This is a genomic window from Streptomyces sp. NBC_01551 (assembly GCF_026339935.1).
GTDB lineage: Bacteria > Actinomycetota > Actinomycetes > Streptomycetales > Streptomycetaceae > Streptomyces.
Genome location: NZ_JAPEPX010000001.1, coordinates 436,564 through 453,804 on the forward strand (window position 1 = coordinate 436,564; position 17,241 = coordinate 453,804).

The 17,241-nt window shown below is 74.2% G+C and carries 13 protein-coding genes; 6 read left to right on the forward strand and 7 right to left on the reverse strand.

Features of this window, described 5'->3' with window-relative positions:
• Positions 1 to 183 precede the first annotated feature (183 nt).
• Together OG982_RS01810 and OG982_RS01815 are read left to right on the forward strand one after the other, a co-directional pair.
• Positions 184 to 963 carry a DeoR/GlpR family DNA-binding transcription regulator gene (locus OG982_RS01810; protein ID WP_266790369.1) on the forward strand — a complete coding sequence of 260 codons (780 nt, stop codon included), beginning with the start codon at positions 184 to 186 and terminating at the stop codon, positions 961 to 963.
• Positions 964 to 1,079: 116 nt separating this feature from the next.
• Positions 1,080 to 2,336, forward strand: a complete 1,257-nt coding sequence (locus tag OG982_RS01815; RefSeq protein ID WP_266947763.1) for an MFS transporter — start codon at positions 1,080 to 1,082, stop codon at positions 2,334 to 2,336.
• 6 nt (positions 2,337 to 2,342) lie between these two features.
• Here OG982_RS01815 and OG982_RS01820 read toward each other — a convergent pair whose 3' ends face one another.
• The 3 genes from OG982_RS01820 to tdh form a co-directional block, all read right to left on the reverse strand.
• Positions 2,343 to 3,257: a LysR family transcriptional regulator gene (locus tag OG982_RS01820; protein ID WP_266790365.1), complete on the reverse strand. Its 915-nt coding sequence runs from the start codon at positions 3,255 to 3,257 to the stop codon at positions 2,343 to 2,345.
• Positions 3,258 to 3,296: 39 nt separating this feature from the next.
• Complete coding sequence (locus tag OG982_RS01825; RefSeq protein ID WP_266790363.1) at positions 3,297 to 4,505, reverse strand: glycine C-acetyltransferase; 1,209 nt, start codon at positions 4,503 to 4,505, stop codon at positions 3,297 to 3,299.
• 509 nt (positions 4,506 to 5,014) lie between these two features.
• Positions 5,015 to 6,046 carry an L-threonine 3-dehydrogenase gene (gene tdh / locus OG982_RS01830; RefSeq protein ID WP_266790361.1) on the reverse strand — a complete coding sequence of 344 codons (1,032 nt, stop codon included), beginning with the start codon at positions 6,044 to 6,046 and terminating at the stop codon, positions 5,015 to 5,017.
• A gap of 212 nt (positions 6,047 to 6,258) precedes the next feature.
• Between tdh and OG982_RS01835 the strand changes: the two genes are divergently transcribed.
• Positions 6,259 to 7,167: an alpha/beta hydrolase fold domain-containing protein gene (locus tag OG982_RS01835; protein WP_266790360.1), complete on the forward strand. Its 909-nt coding sequence runs from the start codon at positions 6,259 to 6,261 to the stop codon at positions 7,165 to 7,167.
• Positions 7,168 to 7,249: 82 nt separating this feature from the next.
• Here OG982_RS01835 and OG982_RS01840 read toward each other — a convergent pair whose 3' ends face one another.
• Both OG982_RS01840 and OG982_RS01845 read right to left on the reverse strand, forming a co-directional pair.
• Entirely contained in the window at positions 7,250 to 7,969 is a 720-nt protein-coding gene (locus OG982_RS01840; protein WP_266790358.1) for a class I SAM-dependent methyltransferase, read from the reverse strand.
• Between the two features lie 134 nt (positions 7,970 to 8,103).
• Positions 8,104 to 9,021 carry a LysR family transcriptional regulator gene (locus tag OG982_RS01845; protein ID WP_266790356.1) on the reverse strand — a complete coding sequence of 306 codons (918 nt, stop codon included), beginning with the start codon at positions 9,019 to 9,021 and terminating at the stop codon, positions 8,104 to 8,106.
• Positions 9,022 to 9,224: 203 nt separating this feature from the next.
• Here OG982_RS01845 and OG982_RS01850 point away from each other — a divergent pair, with 203 nt between their 5' ends.
• Together OG982_RS01850 and OG982_RS01855 are read left to right on the forward strand one after the other, a co-directional pair.
• Entirely contained in the window at positions 9,225 to 10,658 is a 1,434-nt protein-coding gene (locus OG982_RS01850) for an MFS transporter (RefSeq protein ID WP_266790354.1), read from the forward strand.
• Between the two features lie 144 nt (positions 10,659 to 10,802).
• The gene (locus tag OG982_RS01855) at positions 10,803 to 12,893 is read left to right on the forward strand and encodes a GAF domain-containing SpoIIE family protein phosphatase (protein WP_266792282.1); all 2,091 of its coding nucleotides are present in this window, start codon (positions 10,803 to 10,805) and stop codon (positions 12,891 to 12,893) included.
• Here OG982_RS01855 and OG982_RS01860 read toward each other — a convergent pair.
• Positions 12,890 to 14,212, reverse strand: a complete 1,323-nt coding sequence (locus OG982_RS01860; RefSeq protein ID WP_266790352.1) for a serine hydrolase — start codon at positions 14,210 to 14,212, stop codon at positions 12,890 to 12,892. The genes OG982_RS01855 and OG982_RS01860 overlap by 4 nt on opposite strands.
• Positions 14,213 to 14,657: 445 nt before the next feature.
• Between OG982_RS01860 and OG982_RS01865 the strand changes: the two genes are divergently transcribed.
• Positions 14,658 to 16,067, forward strand: coding sequence for an APC family permease (locus OG982_RS01865; RefSeq protein ID WP_266790350.1), 1,410 nt, complete (start codon positions 14,658 to 14,660; stop codon positions 16,065 to 16,067).
• A gap of 26 nt (positions 16,068 to 16,093) precedes the next feature.
• Here the strand turns inward: OG982_RS01865 and OG982_RS01870 are convergent, their stop codons facing one another.
• Positions 16,094 to 17,215: an NAD(P)-dependent alcohol dehydrogenase gene (locus OG982_RS01870; RefSeq protein ID WP_266947765.1), complete on the reverse strand. Its 1,122-nt coding sequence runs from the start codon at positions 17,213 to 17,215 to the stop codon at positions 16,094 to 16,096.
• Positions 17,216 to 17,241 lie beyond the last annotated feature (26 nt).

A 17,241-nucleotide genomic window follows, 5' to 3' on the forward strand; every position in this document is an offset into this window, starting at 1 on the left:
TGCGGTGGCTGCGTGTGCTGCGTTGCTGTGTTCGCTGCGTTGCTGTGTTCGCTGTGCTTCCTGCGGCGATGCGCTTTCCTGCAAGGTATCGGGCCATTTCGCGCAACTTCAAGCATCTCCCCCTTGAAGCCCTGGGTTAATGTCGGCGGGTGGTCCGAGAGAGAACCGAAGGGGGCGGCCCGGATGACCCGCAAGGAGCGCTGGCAGACGCTGCTGGACCTGTTGGTGGAGCGGGGCGAGCTGGAGGTGGAGCCCGCGGCGGAGGCCCTCGGGGTGTCCGCCGCGACCATCCGGCGCGACCTCGACCAGCTGGCCGAACAGCAGCTGCTGGTCCGCACGCGCGGCGGGGCGGTGCCGCACGGCGTCTCGTACGAACTCCCGCTGCGCTACCGGATGTCGCGCCGGGCCGCCGAGAAGCAGCGGATCAGTGAGGCGGTGGCGGCGCTGGTCATGCCGGGCGAGGTGATCGGGCTGACGGGCGGCACCACCACCACGGAGGTCGCGCGCGCCCTCGCCGGCCGGGCCGACCTGGCCACCGGCTCGCCGGCCCTGACCGTGGTGACCAACGCCCTCAACATCGCGGGCGAGCTCGTCATCAGACCGCAGTTCAAGATCGTGCTGACGGGCGGCGTGGCCCGTCCCCAGTCGTACGAGCTGACGGGTCCGCTGGCGCAGGGGGTCCTCGCGCAGCTCACCGTGGACACCGCGATCGTCGGCGTGGACGCCTTCGACCCGGTCGACGGCGCGGCGACCCGCCACGAGGACGAGGCGGCGATGAACCGCCTGCTCTGCGAACGGGCCCGCCGCGTGGTCATCGCGGCGGACTCCAGCAAGCTCGGCGTCCGCGCCTTCGCCCGGATCTGCTCGACGCCCTCGGTGGACGTCCTGGTGACGGACACGGGCCTCTCGGACGCGGGAGCGGAGCCGTTCCGGTCGCAGGGCGTGGAGGTCGTACGGGTCTGAGCGCGCCCGCGTCAGCGTGGGGCCGGGACCATCGGGCGGTGACCACCAGCCGGTGACCATTAAGCGGTGGGCTACATCGATTGGCAACCACGCGCCCCTGGCCTGAACTTCAGCGCATGACAGTTCTCCCCACAGCCGGCCGCAGCCGGGTGAACGCCGCCGCACCCGCCCCCGTGAGCCGGCGGACGATCCTGCTCCTCGCCGTCACCTGCGGGGTGGCCGTGGGCAACGTCTACTTCCCGCAGGCCGTCAGCCCGCTGGTCGCCACCGGTTTCCAGGTGTCCCCGGCATCGGCCGCCCTGGTGGTGACCGCCGTCCAGTTCGGGTACGCGGCCGGGATCTTCCTGCTGGTGCCGCTCGGGGACCGGTTCGCGCACCGCCCGCTGCTCGTCACCCTGCTCACCCTCACCGGCCTGGGCCTGCTCGCCGCGAGCGCCTCGCCCTCGCCTGCGCCCCTGGTCGGCGCGAGCGCCCTCATCGGCGTGACGACGGTGGTCGCCCCGATCGCCGGTCCGATGGCCGCCGGGCTGGTGGGCGCCGACCGGCGCGGGGTGGTGGGCGGCACGCTGCTGAGCGGGTCCATCGGCGGCATGCTGCTGTCCCGGACCCTCGGCGGGATCCTCGGCGAATGGCTCGGCTGGCGGGCCCCGTACCTGCTGGCCGCCGCCTGCGCCCTGGCCGTCGCCGCCCTGCTGCACCGGGCCCTGCCCACGACGACCCCGCCGTCCGGGCAGCGCTACCCGGCGCTGCTGGCGGAGCCGCTGCGGCTGCTGAGGACCGAGCCCGAGCTGCGCCGCTCCGGCTTCTACCAGGCCACCGTGTTCGGCGGCTTCTCGGCCGTCTGGACCGGCGTCGCGCTCCTGCTCACGGGCCCGGCGTACGGGCTGGGCGCCCAGGCGGTCGGGGTGCTCGCCCTGGTCAACGCGGGGACCATGCTCTGCACGCCGCTCGCGGGCCGGTTGGTGGACCGCCGGGGATCCGACGTGGTCAACCTGGTCTCGATGCTGGGGGTGATCGGCTCGGCCCTCGTCCTCGCGCTCGGCGTCCTGGGCGGCGCGGTGGGTCTGGCCGCGCTGGCGCTGGGCACGCTGCTGCTCGACGTCGCGATGCAGTCCGGGATGGTCGCCAACCAGGTACGGATCTACGCGCTGCGCCCCGAGGTCCGCAGCCGGCTCAACACCGCGTACATGACCTGCGCCTACGTCGGCGGCAGCCTCGGGTCGTGGGCCGGGACCGGCGCCTACGCCCGGTTCGGCTGGCCCGGGGTGTGCGCCCTGGTCGCACTGCTCGGCGCGGCGGCACTGGCCCGCCATCTGCGCGCGAGCGCCAGGAAGGCCCGGAACGCCGGCCCCGCCCGACCCGGCGCCGCGTAGCCCCCGTCAGTGCTCCGGCAGGCGTTCCGCCTCGCGCGACAGCGCGGCCAGGACCGGGGCGATCAGCGGGTGCGACTCGGCGCCCCGGCGGGTCGCGGCGAAGACGCGGCGGGTCGCCGCCGGGCCCGCGACGGGGCGCACCTGGACCTCCTTGAGGTCCATGCCCCGCAGCGCGGAACGCGGTACCAGGGCCACCCCGGCCCCGGCGCCCACCAGGGCGGTCACGGCCCGGAAGTCGTCGGAGGAGTGCAGGAAGCGGGGCTGGAACCCCGCCAGTTCGCAGGCCAGCAGGGTCACGTCGTGGCACGGGTTGCCGGGGTACTGGCCCACCCAGTCGGAGTCCGAGAGGTCCGCCAGCGACACCGCAGGGAGGTCCGCGAGCGGGTGCCCCGCGGGCAGCACCGCGTCGAAGGGCTCCGCGTACAGGGGGACGACGGACAGCCGGCCGTCGTCCGCTCCGGGGGCGCCCCGGTACTCGACCGCCAGCGCCAGGTCGGCCTCGCCGTCCAGCAGCAGCGGCAGGCTCTGGTCGCCCTCCGCGTCGCGCACGCGCAGCCGGATCCCCGGGTGCTCCCGGCCGAGCCGGGCGATGGCCGGCGCCAGCACCTCGGCGATGCCGGTCGCGAAGGCGGCCACCGTCACCTCGCCCGCCGAGCCGCCCGCGTACGCGGCGAGTTCCGCCTCCGCGCGCTCCAGCTGGGCCAGCACCTCGTGGGCGTGCCCGAGGAGGATCTCACCGGCCGCGGTGAGCCGTACGCCCCGTCCGCTGCGGGTCAGCAGCGCGTGCCCCGTCTCCTGTTCCAGCGCGGCGAGCTGCTGGGACACGGCGGAGGGGGTGAGGTACAGGGCTGCGGCCGCGGCGGTCACCGTACGGTGATCCGCCACGGCCCGCAGGATGCGCAGCCGGCGGGGGTCGATCACTCCGCCATTGTCTCAGGGCGCAGGGGTCTCCCGAGCCCCTCAGGCACCAGCGGTCGCGAGCGCCGCGCGGGCGTCCACGAACGCCGCGATGGCACGCTCCACGTCCGCCGTGGAGTGGGCGGCCGAGAGCTGGACGCGGATCCGGGCCGCGCCCATGGGAACCACCGGGTACGAGAAGCCGATCACGTACACGCCGCGCTCCAGCAGCAGCTCTGCCATCCGGGCCGCCTCGGCGGCGTCGCCGATCATCACCGGGGCGATGGCGTGGTCGCCGGGCAGGACCTCGAAGCCGGCCTCGGTCATCTTGGTACGGAAGAGCGCGGTGTTGGCGGCGAGCTGCTCGCGCAGGTCACCGGCCGACTCCAGCAGGTCGAGCACCTTCAGCGAGGCCGCCGCGATCACCGGGGCGAGCGAGTTCGAGAAGAGGTACGGGCGCGAGCGCTGGCGCAGCAGCTCCACGATCTCGGCGCGGGCGGCGACGTAGCCGCCGGAGGCGCCGCCGAGCGCCTTGCCGAGGGTGCCGGTGATGATGTCGACGCGGTCCATGACCCCGTGCAGCTCCGGGGTGCCGCGGCCGCCGGGGCCGACGAAGCCGACGGCGTGGGAGTCGTCGACCATGACCATGGCGTCGTAGCGCTCTGCGAGGTCGCAGATCTCCTGGAGGGGGGCGATGTAACCGTCCATGGAGAAGACGCCGTCGGTGACGATCAGCTTGCGGCGGGCGCCGCCGGCGACGGCCTCCTTGAGCTGGTGCTCCAGGTCTGCCATGTCGCGGTTGGCGTAGCGGAAGCGGCGGGCCTTCGACAGGCGGATTCCGTCGATGATCGAGGCGTGGTTGAGGGCGTCGGAGATCACCGCGTCCTCGGCGCCGAGGAGGGTCTCGAAGACGCCGCCGTTGGCGTCGAAGCAGGAGGAGTAGAGGATCGTGTCCTCCTGGCCGAGGAACGCCGACAGCCGCGCCTCCAGCTCCTTGTGCACCTCCTGGGTGCCGCAGATGAAGCGGACCGAGGCCATTCCGTAGCCCCAGCGGTCCAGGGCGTCCTTGGCGGCGGTGACCACGTCGGGGTGGTCGGCGAGGCCGAGGTAGTTGTTGGCGCAGAAGTTGAGCACCTCGCCCGCGGCGCCGCCGGAGGTGACGGCGACGGAGGCGCTCTGCGGGGTGCCGATGACGCGCTCGGGCTTGTGCAGGCCGGCGGAACGGATCTCGTCGAGGGTGGTGCGCAGGTCCTCGCGGACGGTCTCGAACATGTGCGGTGCTCTCTTTCTCCTGGTGCGGCGGCGGAGGGAGGGGGGCCGGGCCCCGCGGAGGGGGGAGGGTGGGCGGGGCCCGGCCGGAGGGAAATGGTCTTGTGGGTGATGCGGGGCCGGCCGGGGCCGGCGCGGAACCGGACGGGTACGGAATCCCGGGCCTGCCCGGAACCCGGGTACCCGTTCCGTGCCGGCCCGGAACCGGACGGTCGGACCCGCCCCGGACCGCCCCGCCCGGCAGCCGACCCGCCCGGCGTCCGGTCGGTACAGCAGCCGATCGGTACAGCAGCCGGTCGGTACGGAACCGGACCGGACCGAACCCAACCGGGCTGACCAGACCGGATGGGGCCGGACCGAACCAGGGCGGAGTGGACGGGACCAGACCAGACCGAGCCGGGCCGGTCCGGACGGGACCGGACGGGACCGGGCCGGGGCGGCGCCCCCCGCGGGGTGGGGCCGGGCGGTGTGCTTGCGTGGGTGCCGGCCCGGCCGCCCCTCAGCGGGGGTCGTTACGCGGTCGTCCAGTCCAGGATGATCTTGCCGCTGCGGGCGGTCGACGCCTCGTCGAACGCGGCCTCGAACTCCGTGTGCGCGTACCGGCCGGTGATGACGGGGCTGAGGTCGAGCCCGCCCTCCAGCAGCACGGTCATCGCGTACCAGGTCTCGAACATCTCGCGGCCGTAGATGCCCTTGATGGTGATCATCGAGGTGACGACCTTGGCCCAGTCGACCGGGAAGTCCTGCGCCGGCAGGCCGAGCATCGCGATGCGGCCGCCGTGCGTCATGTTCGCGATCATGTCCTGCATGGCCTCGGCGCGGCCGGACATCTCCAGGCCGATGTCGAAGCCCTCGCGCAGCCCCAGCCGCGCCTGCGCGTCGGCGATCGTCGTGTCCCGGACGTCCACCGCGAGCGTGGCGCCCGCCTTGCGGGCGATCTCCAGCCGCTCGGGGCTGACGTCGGTGATGACCACGTTGCGCGCACCGGCGTGCTTGGCCACGGCCGCCGCCATGATGCCGATCGGGCCGGCGCCGGTGATCAGCACGTCCTCACCGACCAGCGGGAACGACAGGGCGGTGTGCACGGCGTTGCCGAACGGGTCGAAGATCGCCGCCACGTCCAGGTCCACGGCCGTCCGGTGCACCCACACGTTCTGCGCGGGCAGCACCACGTACTCGGCGAACGCGCCGTCGCGCCCGACGCCGAGCCCGACCGTGCTGCGGCACAGGTGACGGCGCCCGGCCAGGCAGTTGCGGCACTTGCCGCACACCAGGTGGCCCTCGCCGCTGACCAGCGCGCCGATCTCGATGTCACGGACGTCCGCGCCGAGCGCCGCGACCTCGCCGACGAACTCGTGGCCGAGCACCAGCGGGGTCTTGACCGCGCCCTGCGCCCAGCCGTCCCAGGCCCGGATGTGGAGGTCGGTTCCGCAGATGCCGGTGCGCAGCACCTTGATCAGCACGTCGCCGGGGCCGTACTCGGGCTCGGGGACGTCCATGAGCCACAGCCCGGGCTCGGCCTTGTGCTTGACGAGTGCCTTCATGGGGGTGGCTCCAGGCATGCGGAAGGGGGCACCGCGGGCGTCGTGCGCGAGCGGCGTCGATTGACGGGCACCAATCTGCCGACCGGCCCGGTGATCAGTCCATCGAGACTTTCTTAAGCGGGCCGACAGCCCAGCTTCACGCCTATGCTCCTCAGGAGACGGGGCAGGGGTCCCGGCAGCCGCCGGGGCAGGGGAATGGGGAGGTGAGGGGCGTGCCGAGTCTGCGCAGCAGAGCGCTTTCGGCCGCGCTGATCGCGGCGGGACGACGAAGACGGTTCGCGAGCGCCGAGGCGGTCCGGGCCCGGGTGGCGGAGTCGGCGCGCAGGCCCGCGTCGCACCTTCCGCCGCGCTCGCTGGGCCGGGTCGCCGAGGTGTCGCGGACCTTCGTCGGGGCCTGGCCGGTGTACGACGTCTCGCCGCGCGGGGCCGAACCCGCCGCGCAGGTGCTGTACGTGCACGGCGGCGGGTACGTCCACGAACTGGAACGGCCGCACTGGGCGCTGATCCGGACGCTCGTCACCCGGGCCCGGGCGCAGGTCGTCGTACCGGCGTACATCCTGGCCCCGCGCGGTACCGCCGACCGGACGGTGCCGGTCGCCGCCGATCTGCTGAGCGGCATGATCGCGAGCGCCGGCGCGGGCGGGACTGTGCTCATCGGGGACTCCGCCGGGGCCGGGCTGGCGCTGGCCGCCGCGCAACGGCTGCGGGACCGCACCGGGGCGCAGCCGTCCCGGATCGTGCTGATCTCGCCCTGGCTGGACGTGAGCATGAGCCACCCCGACCAGCCGGCGATCGAGGCCGACGATCCGATACTGGCGCGGCCGGGCCTGCTGGAGGCCGGGCGGCTGTACGCGGGCAACCTGGCCACCGACGATCCCCGGGTGAGCCCGCTGCACGGATCGTTCGCGGGGCTGGCTCCGCTGGCCGTGTTCACCGGCACCCGGGACGTGCTGAGCACCGACAGCCGGGAGCTGCTGAGCCGGGCCCGGGCGGGCGGCGCGGAGGTCGAGTTCCACGAGGAGCCGGGGCTGCCGCACGGGTACCCGCTGCTTCCGGTGCCGGAGGGGCGCGCGGCCCGCGACCGCATCGTGGAGCTGGTCAGAACGGCGGCCGACCTGTGACGACCCCCGTGCCGGACCGCATGACGGCCCGCCGCCGCTTACGCTCCGCCTGAACCGCCGCACCACCGCGCCGATCCCGGCCCTACGCCGTGCACGTCATGAGCGAGCTGACCGGCCAGGCGCGGTACGCCGTCCAGTACTCCTCGTCCCGGGCCGCGTCGGCCGGCGGGGGCCGGCCGGGTTGCCAGCCGACGGTGGCGAAGCCCGCCTCCACGGCCGCCTCGGCGAAGTCGGAGTGGCTCCACTCGCGGTACTCGAAGTGCCGCGGCGGCTCGGTGAGAAACTGCGCCTTCAGCAGCGGCGCGTCCCCGTCCGCGACCCGGTCCAGGATCCGTACCCCGTAGGGCGACCAGTCCACCTGCGGGAACGCGCCCGCGTTGGGCACGATGGCCAGCAGCCGCCCGCCGGGGCGCAGGTTGGCGCGGATGGAGCGGAACATCGCGTGCAGCACCGACCGGTCGGGCGCGTGGTTGAAGAGGTACACGGCGGTGGCGAGGTCGAAGGGGCCGAGCTGCGGCATGCCGGCCGCGTCGGCGACGACGTACTCGACGGCGGAGGCCTCCCCGGGGTGCGCCCCGGTGTGCTCCGCGGTGTGCGCCGCCCGGGCCCGGCGGATGCGGTCGGGACAGCTGTCGACGCCCACGGTGCGCCTGGCCCCTTCGCTCGCCAGCAGCCGGACGATGCCGCCGTGTCCGCAGGCCAGGTCGAGCGCGTCGAGCCCGCGGACCCCGCCGAGGGCGTCCAGAGCGGTGCGGAGGGTGAAGCTGTCCGCCGCCGAGAAGGCCGTCGGGGTCGTTGACATGTCATACGGCTGTTGCATGTCCGCATGCCTCCCCGGGCACGGCGAGGGGGATCGCCCCCGCGCCGGACCGTCCCCCGGACGGGGGAGGCGTTCGGGTCAGTCCGTACGGCGTACGGGGCGCCGAGCGCCCGGTGTCAGTGCGCCGCGGGCCGGGCGGTCAGCAGTTCCCGGGCGCAGCCGCGCAGCCAGGCGTGGGCCGGATCGGCTTCGTGGCGAGGGTGCCAGGCCATGCCGAACGGCAGCGTCGGCAGGTCGAGCGGGATCCGGAAGGTCTCCAGTCCGAGGGCGCCCGCGAGCGGCGCGGCCTGGCTGGTGAGCAGCCCGACGAGATCGCTCTCGCGCAGGACGAATAGGGAGGCGGGGAAGGTGCCGACGCTGCCGACCACCCGCCGGGTCAGTCCGCGTTCGGCGAGCGCGGTGTCGACGGGGCCCTCCAGGCGGCCGCGCCGGGAGGCGATCAGATGTTCGGCGGCGGCGAACCGGCGGGCGGTGAGCCGCCCCTTCAGCAGCGGGTGTCCGGGGCGTACGACGCCCACCATGAGCTCGTCGTAGAGGTGCTCGACGCGCACCTCGGGCGAGCGGGTGTCCACCACGCCGAGTTCGAGGTCGGCCACGCCCTCGCGCAGGGCGGGGACGTCGATGTGGCTCTCCGACAGGAAGCGCAGCCGCACTCCGGGGGCCTCGCGGGCGATCCGGGTGAACAGGGCGGCCCCGGACATGGCGGTGAAGGTCTCGTTGGCCAGCACGGTGAAGGTGCGGGTCAGGGTGGACAGGTCCACCTGGCCGCCGGCGAGGAAGAGCGCCCGGGCCCGCTCGACGACGGCCCGGACCTCCCCGTGGAGGGCGAGGGCGCGCGGGGTGGGGACCATGCTCCGCCCGGCGCGGACCAGGACGGGATCTCCGAGGGCCTTGCGGATCCGGCCGAGGGTGCGGCTCATGGCGGGCTCGGACAGGTGCAGGCGGGCGGCGGCCCCGGAGACGCTCGACTCCTCCAGGAGGACGTCCAGGGCGACCAGCAGGTTCAGATCCATCCCGGATTGCGTCACACGCATTCATCCCTTGCAGAACTTGCACTGGAAAGCAGGTCAGGCCAACTCTACGGTGAACAGCGGGACATGGGGGAGGGCAGCGACCGCTCCCCCACTCCCCGGCTCCCCCGCCGAGCCGTTCACGCCCGCCCGATCACGCCCGCCCGCGCCCGTCCGCGCCCGTCCGCGCCCGTCCGCCGTCACCGATCCGACTCCCAGGAGGAGCCGTGCTTCGCCATGCAGAAAAACCGGATCTGGCCGCGCCCCGGCCGACCGCCACGCTGACCCGTACCACCCTGCTCGTGCTCTGCGCCTGCGTCCTGGTCGCGCAGGCGATGGTGGCCGCCGTCAACCTGCTGATCCCGCAGCTCGCCGCGTCCACCCTGCACCCCACGCCCGGCCAGCTGCTCTGGGCGGTCGACGCCTACGTCATCGTCTTCGCCGCCCTGCTGATCCCCGCCGGGGCGCTCGGCGACCGCTACGGCCGCAAGGGCGCCCTGATGTCCGGGCTCGGCCTGTTCGCGGCGGGCGGGGCGGTCAGCGCGCTCGCCACCACCCCGGCCGTGCTGATCGCCGGGCGCGGCCTGTGCGGGGCCGGAGCGGCCCTGATCATGCCGGCCACCATGTCGATCCTGGTCCAGCTGAGCCCGCCCGAGCGGCGCGCCCAGGCGCTCGCCACCTGGACGCTGACCATCGGCCTCGGCGGCCTGACGGGCAACGTCGGCGGCGGCCTGGCCGGCCAGTACCTGACCTGGCGGGCGCTGTTCTGGACGGTCGTCCCGCTCGGCGCGCTGCTCGCGCTGATCGTCGCCCGTACGGTCCCCCGCACCCCCTCCCGGCCCGACGCGTCCGTCGACCCCGTCGGGGCGGCGCTGCTCGCGGGCGCGCTCCTCGCCGTGGTCTACGGGATCATCGAGGGGCCGGGCCTCGGCTGGGGTTCCGCGCGCGTGCTGGCCGCCTTCGGCGCCGGGGCGGTGCTGCTCACCGCCTTCACCGGGTACGGGCTGCGCGCCGCGCGGCCGCTGCTCGACCCCCGGATCTTCCGGTCCCCGAAGCTGCGGGCCGGGACGCTCGGCATCGGCACGGGCTTCTTCGGGCTGTTCGCGCTCTTCTACGTGAACCCGCAGTACCTCCAGTACGCCAAGGGCTTCTCCCCCGCCATGGCCGGGCTGGCGATCATCCCGGTGACCACCGGCCTGGCCGTGATGCCCAAGCTGGGCGCCCGGCTGGCGCAGCGGACCGGGCCGAGGCTGCCCATCGGCATCGGGCTCGCCATGGTCGGCGCCGGGCTGCTGCTGCTCTCCACCGTCGACAAGGACACCCCGTACCTCGTGTACGCCGTCTACCTGCTGGTGATGTCGACCGGGGCCGGGCTGAGCGCGCCCTCGCTGACCCTGACGGTGGTCGCCGAGCTGCCGGCTCACCAGGCGGGTCTGGGCTCCGGGCTGAACACCGCGGCCCGCGAGATCGGCGCCGCGCTTGGCGTGGCGGTGTTCGGGACGGTGCTGGCCTCCCGCTTCCAGGGGGATCCCCGGGATCCGGCGCAGATCACCGCCTTCACCGATGCCATGGGGGTGGCCCTGGGCACCGTGGGCGTGGTGGCGCTGCTGGCGGCGGCCACCGTGGTGGCGGGCTACCGGGAGCGGGCGGCCGCGAGCTGACCCCGAGCGGCTCCCGCGCCCGGCTCCCGCGCCCCCGGCAGCGGGGGGGTGCGGGTGCGCCGCGCGGGCCGCAGGGCGCATCCTGGCTGTGTGACGGCGAGACCGGACAGCGGTGACGGCACCGCCCCCGATGCCACGGCCCAGGTGCTCGCACGGGCCGTCGCGGGCGTGGTGGAGGCCGTCGGCGGGTACGCGGGCGGGATGTACCTGCGCTCCGGCACCGAGGGGCTGCTGCGGATCGCCGTGCTCACCGGGCTGCCGGGGCGGCTGTTCCGCCCCTGGTGGCGGGTCCACGTGAACCGCCCGTACCCGGCCAGTGAGGCCTACCGCTCGGGGCAGTCGGTACTGCTGCCCGACGCGGAGACGTCCATGCGGCGGTTCCCGCAGCTGGTGGCGGGGCTGCCGTTCCCCTTCGCCTCCCTGTACGAGCCGGTCCGCGCCGGGAGCGAGCGGTTCGGCGTGCTGTTCGTCCTGCGCGACGCGACCCCGGGCGTGGCGGTATCGGCCCCCGACCGCGAGGTGCTGCGGGCGACCGCGGACCGGCTTGCCGGGGAGCTGGCGCGGCTCGCGGCGGCCGGGACTCCGGTGGTGTGGGACGCCGACCCGGTGTGCGTGGCGCCACCGCTGCGGACCGAGGACGCCCGCGACGCCGTCGACCGGCTGCCGCAGGCGGTGCTGTCCGTGGACCGGCTGGGAGTGATCGGCTACGTCAGCGCCGCGGCGGCGGAGCTGCTCGACGCCGAGGGCCGGGGGCTGAGCGGGCGGGTCCTGTGGGAGGCGCTCCCCTGGCTCGCGCTGCCCGCGTACGAGGACCACTTCCGGGCCGTGTTCCTGGCCCACGCTCCGGTGCTCTTCCCGGCCCGACGGGGCCAACTTCCCTCCGGGGAATGGCTGTCGGTCGCGCTGTATCCCGGGCCCGACGGGGTGACCGTCACCATCGGGTCCACCGACCAGCCCGCCTACTCGCCCACGTCGGTGGTCCGGCCCGGGATCGGGCTGGGCTCGCCGGCCGACCGGGCGTCCGCGATGTACCGGCCGGTGGCCCTCGCCATCGCGCTGACCGAGGCGGTGACGGCCCGCCAGGTGTCGGCGGTGGTCACCGACGAGCTGCTGCCGGCCTTCGGCGGCCGCCAGTTGGCGATCTACCTGCTCAACGAGCGCCATCTGTACCTGGCGTGGGAGACCGGGTTCCCCCAGGGCTTCCTCGACCGGTTCGACGGGGTCTCGCTCGACGCGCGGCTGCCGGGCGTGGAGTCCCTCACCTCGGGCCGGCCGATGTTCTTCGAGTCGATGCAGCACCTGGCCGCGGCCTACCCGGGGATCCCGCTGGACGCCGACGTGGGGGCGCGCGCCTTCCTTCCGCTGATCGCGTCGGGACGGCCGGTCGGCTCCTGCATCCTCGGTTTCGACTCGCCGCGCGGCTTCAGCCCGGAGGAGCGTACGGTGCTGACCGCGCTGGCCGGGCTGATCGCGCAGGCCCTGGAGCGGGCGCGGCGCTACGACAGCGAGGCCGCGCTGGCCCGGGGGCTCCAGGCGGCGCTGCTGCCGAACCGGCTGCCGGTGCTGGAGCACGTGGTCACGGTGGGCCGGTACCTGCCCGGTACCGTCGGCATGGACGTCGGCGGCGACTGGTACGACGTCATCGAGACGGGCCCGGGCATGCTGGCCCTGATCATCGGGGACGTCCAGGGGCACGGGGTCGCGGCGGCCGCGACGATGGGCCAGCTCCGCAGCGCGGTACGGGCCTTCGCGCTCAGCGGCAATTCCCCGGAGGAGAGCATGCGCGGCATGAACCGGCTGCTCATCGACCTGGACCCCGGGCAGTTCGCGAGTTGCTGCTACGTGTCGCTCGACCGGGAGACGGGACTGGCCCGCGCCGTCCGGGCCGGGCACCCCCAGCCGCTGCTGCGCCACGCCGACGGGCGGACGGAGGTGCTGGAGCTGCCGGGCGGGGTGGTGCTCGGCGTCACCGCGGACGCCACGTACCCGGTGACCGAACTGCGGCTGGAGCCGGGCGCGGTGCTCGTCCTGTACACCGACGGGCTGGTGGAGAAGCCGGGCACGGACATCGACACGGGCGTGGAGCGGGTGCGGGCCGCACTGGCCGCTGCCCCTCCGGACCCGCTGACGGAGATGGCCGACCGGCTGATCGGCGAGGCGGGCAGCTCCACCGACCGGCCGGACGACATCGCCCTGCTGCTGGCCGCCCGGACGGGCGGCCGGCGCAGCGGCTAACGCGGGGCCGTCAGCCGCGCGTCCAGCGGCTCGGGCAGCCCTCGCGGGGCGGACGGGCGGCCGGTCGCCGGCGCGGTCGTACCGCACAGGGCCTGCTCGCGCAGGCGGTCGGTGGCCGCGTCGATGGGGTGCGGCACCGGTGCGCCGTTCCCGTCAGCGCGCTGATACCCCGTCAGGTTGTACCCGGCGGCGAACTGCCGCTTGCCGTCCGCGCTGGACATGGCCTGGGTGCTCGCGCCGAAGACACCGCCGTCATGGCCCCAGGCGGGGCCGCACGGCGTGTCCATGCTGTAGATGCCGAGGCCGTAGCGGATGGCCACGGCGCCGTCCGGGCCCTTGACCGGCACCGTGGTGCGCATCTCGCGCAGCTGGGCGGCGGGCAGCAGGTCGCCCTGGAGCAGCGCGCGGTAGAAGGTGTTGAGGTCCTGGGTGGTGGAGACCAGCGCCCCGGCGGTGCCGGCCATGGTCATGTTGTAGTCGCTGTAGTCGCGCGGCGGGTCGAGCAGCCCGCGCAGGTTCTCGTACATCTTGGAGTGCGGGCCCCTGATGACCGGGTCCGTCCCCGGGAAGTAGGTGCTGCGCAGTCCGGCCTCGCGGATGACGTCCCGGGTGATGACCCGCTCGGGGTCCTCGCCGGTGACCTCGCGGAGCAGTTCGCCGAGCAGCAGGTAGTTGGTGTTCGAGTAGGACCAGTCCGTGCCGGGTTCGAAGAGCTGCGGCCGGTTCATCCCGTACCCGATCAGCGTGGCGGGGCGCAGGGTGCGGTAGCGGAAGTCGTCCAGGCTCTGCGGGGAGTTCTCCCTCAGTGACGGGAAGGCCTCGATGATGTAGTCGTCGATGCCGCTGGTGTGGTTCAGCAGCATCCGCACGGTGATCTTGCGGCCGCGCTCCCCCGGGACGAGGCCGGGCAGGTAGTCGCCGACCGGCCGGTCGAGCGCGATGCGGCCGCGGGCGCTCTGCTGGAGCACGGCCGTGGCGGTGAAGGTCTTGGTGATGCTGCCGACCCGGTGCCGCATGTCGGGGCGGGTGGGGCGGCGCGTGTCGACGTCTGCGAAGCCGGTGGCCCCGGTCCACTGGGCGCGGCCGTCGCGGACGCTGCTGTACGCCCCGTACATGCCGGCCTCGTGGACGGCGTCCAGCCGCCGGGCGAGGGCCTCGCGGTCGAGTCCCCGGGCCGCCGACGCGGCGGCCGTCCGGTCGTCGGGGCCGGTGGCGGCGCTCGCGGCCGGGGCGGCCCCGGCCAGCAGGGCCAGTACGACGGCTGCCGCGGCCCCGGTGTCGCGTAACGCGCGTCCTCGGCCTCGGTGCGTGGGCTGCATGGGTCTCTCCCCCTGCTCGACGCCCCCTGCGGGGCGGTCGGACGATCTTCGGCTGCCCCCGATTCTTCCGATCGCCGGCCGCGCCCCCATCGGCCGCCGGGACGATCCCGGCGCGCGCCGTATGGGACCCGGGTAGCAGACGCGCATCCCCCGTTCGGGTCTCTTGACACCATCGAGTCGGCAAAGCGGAGGGAAATTTCCGCGCGGGGGGCTGCGGTTCCCGCACCCCGTGCCGACGCAGCATTTACGCGCTCTTAACGCCGAATCCAGGGGGCCGCGACCCGACAGAACGATGGAATCCGCACATGAACAGCTATTGACCTGCGGATCTCGCGGAGATTGCATGTCGGCCCGGGAGCCGCTCACACCCTTGCTCACCACCGCCTCGGAGGCGATACCGCTCCCGCGCTCACTCACCGCATCTGCCGATCGGAACCACGTACCGATGTCTGACACGATCAGCGCACCTCAGGCCCTCGCTCCCGCCACCGGGCCCACCCCGCAGAAGCTCAAGCGTTCCATCGGCGTCGTCGGCGGGACACTGCTCACGCTCTCGTGCGTGACGCCCGCCTCGACCCTCTTCGTCGTCGTGCCCGACCTGTTCGCCAGTCTCGGCACGTGGACGGCCCTCACCATCGCGATCGGCTCGCTGCTCTGCATCGGCGTGGCCTTCTGCTACTCCGAGCTCGGCACGCTCATTCCCAGCGCGGGCGGCGAGTACGCGATCGTCTCCACCCTGGCGGGCCGGCTCGCCGGCTGGCTGGTGTTCGTACTGTCCCTGCTGGTCGTGATGATCGTGCCGCCCGTGATCGCCATGGGTACGGCCGACTACCTGGCCCCGATCGTCGAGATACCGGCTCCGGTCGCGGGCGGCGGCGTGATGCTGCTCGCCACCCTCGCCGGTCTGCTCGACCTGCGGGCCAACGCCTGGATCACCGGCATCTTCCTGGTGCTGGAAGTGGTCGCCGCGGCGCTCGTGGCCGTCCTCGGGTTCGCCCACGGCGAGCGCGGCGCGGACGCCCTGGTGCACGGCACGGTCGCGGCGGAGGGCGGCGGCACGTCCACCGTCACCGCGATGATGGTCGTCTCCGGCCTCGCGATCGCCCTGTTCATCACCCAGGGGTTCTCGACGGCCGTCTACCTCTCCGAGGAGCTGGAGAACCCGCGGCGCAACGTGGCCCGGACCGTGCTGGCCACCCTCGCCATCTCCACCGCAGTCATCCTGGTCCCGGTCATCGCCATCACCATGGGCGCCCCGGACCTGGACGCGCTGGCCGCCGGCGACCTCGGCGGGATGGTCACCGCCTGGTCCAACTCGGCCGTCGGCACCTTCGTCAGCCTCTGCGTCGCGCTGGCCATCGTCAACGCCGGCATCGTCATGGTGATCCAGAACTCGCGCGTGCTGTTCGCCTCCGCCCGTGACAAGGCCTGGCCGGAGCCCGTCAACCAGGCGCTGTCGCGGCTCGGCCGGTTCGGCTCGCCCTGGGTGGCCACGCTGGTCGTCGGCGTGCCGGGTGCGGCGCTGTGCTTCGTCAACCTGGACACCCTGTACGGGGTCACCGGCGTCTCGGTGACCGGCATGTACCTGCTGGTCGCGGTGGCCGCGCTGTTCAGCCGGCGCGGTGCGCACCGCGAGGCGGCCGCGTGGCGGATGCCTCTGTGGCCGGCCGTGCCGGTGGTGCTGATCGCCGTACTCGGGTACATCCTGACGCAGCAGGAGACCCAGTACCTGCTGTGGACCGGCGGGATCACCGCCGTGGCCACCCTGTACTGGGCCCTGTACCTGCGGCCCCGACAGGACAGCCGCTGGCTGGTCAGCATTCCGGAGGACGGCCAGGACACCGTCTCGGCGTGACCTCCCCATCGGCGGGGCCGGCGGGTTCACCCCCCGTCGGCCCCGCCGATGCCGATCACGACCTTGCCGAAGGCCCCGGCCGTCGCGTACTCGCGGTAGGCCCGGTGCGCCTCCTCGAAGGGGAGCACCCGGTCGACGACCGGACGCAGTCCGTGGGCGGAGACGGCCCGGTTCATGTCCTCGAACTGGAGCCGGCTGCCGACGAAGACACGGCGGATGGTGGCCAGGCTCGACGCGTACGCCGCGTGCGAGATCGCGATGCCGGGCCGGTCGGCGGTGCCGGTGGTCAGCAGGGCGATCTGCCCGTACAGGGCGCTCGCGCGGACGGACTGCTCGATGGTGTCGGGCCCGCCCGTCTCCACCACCAGGTCCGCGCCGAGGCCGTCGGTGAACTCCCGTACGGCCCCGCTCCAGTCGGGGATGCGCCGGTAGTCGACGACCGCGTCGGCGCCGAGCGCCTTGAGCCGGTCCGCCTTCTCCTCGCTGGAGGTCGTCGCCACGACCCGGCAGCCCAGCAGCTTCGCGAACTGCAGGGCGAACAGCGCCACCGCCCCGGTGCCCAGGGTCAGGACCGTCTGGCCGGGGCGCAGCGCCTCGCCGCCGGTCAGCGCGTGCCAGGCGGTGACCCCGGCGCACGGCAGGGTGGCCGCCTCCTGCCAGGTCAGGTGGTCCGGGACGCGGACCGCCCACTGCTCGTCGATCGCGGCGTACTCCGCGAGCATCCCGTCGAGCGTGCAGCCGGGCTGGTCCACGGCGTCCGGGGTGATGCGGCCGGCCCGCCAGCGCGGGAAGTACGTACAGCAGACGCGGTCGCCGACCGCGAACCGGGTCACCGCCTCCCCCACCGCGACCACCTCGCCGGCGCCGTCGCTCAGCGGCACCACGCCCGGTACGGCGGGCAGCGGGTAGCGCCCCTCCAGGATGAGCAGGTCCCGCTTGTTGAGGGAGGCCGCGCGCGACGACGATGCCGGTGGCGCCGGCGGGCTCCGGGCGCGGTCCGCCGCCGTCGCGCAGCACGATCCCCTCGACGCTGCCGAAGGTTTCCAGGTGGTACGAGCGCATGACGTCCTCCAGGGCTGTCCGCCGCGCCGGGGGTCCCGGCCGCCGCTTGCCGGTCCAGGCTCCGGCGGCGGGGTGACACGCGGCAATTCCCCGCGGGGAATCGCGCGGCCGC

What these genes read in the sequence shown, in the direction of transcription:
- OG982_RS01810 (WP_266790369.1), top strand. Translation starts at nt 184, where the DNA reads ATGACCCGCAAGGAGCGCTGGCAGACGCTGCTGGACCTGTTGGTGGAG.
- OG982_RS01815 (WP_266947763.1), top strand. Translation starts at nt 1,080, where the DNA reads ATGACAGTTCTCCCCACAGCCGGCCGCAGCCGGGTGAACGCCGCCGCA.
- OG982_RS01825 (WP_266790363.1), bottom strand. Translation starts at nt 4,505, where the DNA reads ATGTTCGAGACCGTCCGCGAGGACCTGCGCACCACCCTCGACGAGATC.
- tdh (WP_266790361.1), bottom strand. Translation starts at nt 6,046, where the DNA reads ATGAAGGCACTCGTCAAGCACAAGGCCGAGCCCGGGCTGTGGCTCATG.
- OG982_RS01840 (WP_266790358.1), bottom strand. Translation starts at nt 7,969, where the DNA reads ATGTCAACGACCCCGACGGCCTTCTCGGCGGCGGACAGCTTCACCCTC.
- OG982_RS01845 (WP_266790356.1), bottom strand. Translation starts at nt 9,021, where the DNA reads ATGCGTGTGACGCAATCCGGGATGGATCTGAACCTGCTGGTCGCCCTG.
- OG982_RS01860 (WP_266790352.1), bottom strand. Translation starts at nt 14,212, where the DNA reads ATGCAGCCCACGCACCGAGGCCGAGGACGCGCGTTACGCGACACCGGG.
- OG982_RS01865 (WP_266790350.1), top strand. Translation starts at nt 14,658, where the DNA reads ATGTCTGACACGATCAGCGCACCTCAGGCCCTCGCTCCCGCCACCGGG.